At 54.4% G+C, this 1,124-nt stretch carries 2 protein-coding genes; both read left to right on the forward strand.

The window, feature by feature from the left end:
• The first annotated feature begins 47 nt into the window (after positions 1-47).
• Positions 48-557, forward strand: a complete 510-nt coding sequence (locus GRS80_RS03850; RefSeq protein ID WP_160046407.1) for a winged helix-turn-helix domain-containing protein — start codon at positions 48-50, stop codon at positions 555-557.
• The gene (locus GRS80_RS03855; RefSeq protein WP_160046408.1) at positions 554-1,117 is read left to right on the forward strand and encodes a transposase; all 564 of its coding nucleotides are present in this window, start codon (positions 554-556) and stop codon (positions 1,115-1,117) included. Before GRS80_RS03850 ends, GRS80_RS03855 begins: the two co-directional genes overlap by 4 nt.
• Positions 1,118-1,124 lie beyond the last annotated feature (7 nt).

Genomic DNA, 1,124 nt, shown 5'->3' on the forward strand with positions numbered 1-1,124 from the left:
ATAGTGATTAAGTAAGTTATTTACCGATAGACAGTGTAGAGCTGGTAATGGGTCGGCTCGACGACGTCACGCTTGAGGAACTCCACTGGCTCAAAGAGCAAATCGACGAAGGAAAGCCGCGAGAACGTGTTCTCGCGGCGATCGGGCGTAAGCAGGGCGATCAACTGGATACGCTGGCTGAACGGCATGGCGTCGTCGAGAAAACGATCCGCAACTGGCTCGATCGGTTCGAGGAAGAACCGATCGAGCAAGCTCCCTACGATGCCCCTCGACCAGGAGGTCCAGCAAAGATCGAGGGACAAGACCGCGAACAGCTATTCGAACAGTTGCAACAGCCACCAACTGAACTCGGCTACGATCAGCAAGCGTGGTCAGCGAAGCTTCTCCTTTACCACGTCAAAGAGGAGTACGGCGTCGAATACCACGAAAACTACGCCTACGAGTTGTTGAGAGAGGCCGGGCTGTCCTTGCGGACAGCACGGCCTCAACACTACGAGGCTGATCCCGAAGAGAAAGTCGAGTTTCAGCGGACAGTCGAAAAAAACGACCCGAACTGAACGAGAAAACCGTCGTTGTTGTCGATCAATTCACCAAGCACGTTGGAACCGTCCAGCGGCGTGGTTGGTACCCGATCGGCTCGAACCCGACGATAGAGACTGCAACGTCCTGGAAGTCGGTGACAGTGCTGGGCGCTGTCACCGACGACGGTGACAGCTTCTTCTGCTGGACAGAAGAGAACCTCACACGGAAACACGGGATTCGGCTGTTAGAGGCGTTAACCGACAAGTTTGGTGAGGAGTTAGTGGTGTTTCTTGACCGAGCGGGCTACTTCTACGCGAGAGATCTCTGGGAACACGTGGGCGGTGAGCGCGAGACCGAAACTGTCGGAGACAGTTCGGTCTCGTGCGTACGCGGAGATGATCTCGAAATCTGGTACTTTCCGTCGAAACTCCCCGAATTGAACGCCGTCGAAGGGTGCTGGGATCAACTGCAAGAGTGGTTCAAGTATCGGCTCGTTCCTGATCTCTCAACGCTGAAAGACTACATTCCACGAGGACTGAGCGCGATCAACGAGCCAAACATCTGGCCGTATCTTACTGGTAAAGATTCGTCCTAATCACTAT

This window comes from Natrialba sp. INN-245, from assembly GCF_009807105.1.
Lineage (GTDB): Archaea > Halobacteriota > Halobacteria > Halobacteriales > Natrialbaceae > Natrarchaeobius > Natrarchaeobius swarupiae.